A 424-nucleotide genomic window follows, 5' to 3' on the forward strand; every position below is an offset into this window, starting at 1 on the left:
GAATAATATAATGAACAAGAAGATTCCCTGGAATAACAGTAGCATCACTCTGATGAATACTGTTATCATCTTGCAAAAGCTTAGTAAAAGCAAGTACCTGTTCTTTAGTGATTTCAATTTTCATCAAGTACCTCCTGCACAAACGTAGATTGAATCCTCGCTCTAACAATCGGTCCGTCATAATAAATCATTTCATATGTATATTGAAGAAATTGTTTTATTTTACGGCTGTCTTTCAAAGTTATTTTAACATTGTATTCTTTATCTGGCTTTACTTTATTGTCTGATACAAGTTGTTTTGTATGGTATATGACACCTTTAAACGTCCTTGATATATCACTTAGAAACCATGCTTTCGGCAGCAAAGTATCAGGCACTGCATTTTCATGAAGCAAAAACTTTGAGATTTCTTCTGATGTAAAGC

The 424-nt window shown here is 33.0% G+C and carries 1 protein-coding gene; it reads right to left on the reverse strand.

From position 1 onward, the window contains the following. Positions 1 to 113: 113 nt before the first annotated feature. Positions 114 to 424 (reverse strand): hypothetical protein (locus tag ERX40_RS11370; protein ID WP_165980763.1); only part of this gene is annotated, 311 nt, incomplete at its 5' end.

The sequence above is a fragment of the Macrococcus carouselicus genome, assembly GCF_004359515.1.
Classification (GTDB): domain Bacteria; phylum Bacillota; class Bacilli; order Staphylococcales; family Staphylococcaceae; genus Macrococcus; species Macrococcus carouselicus.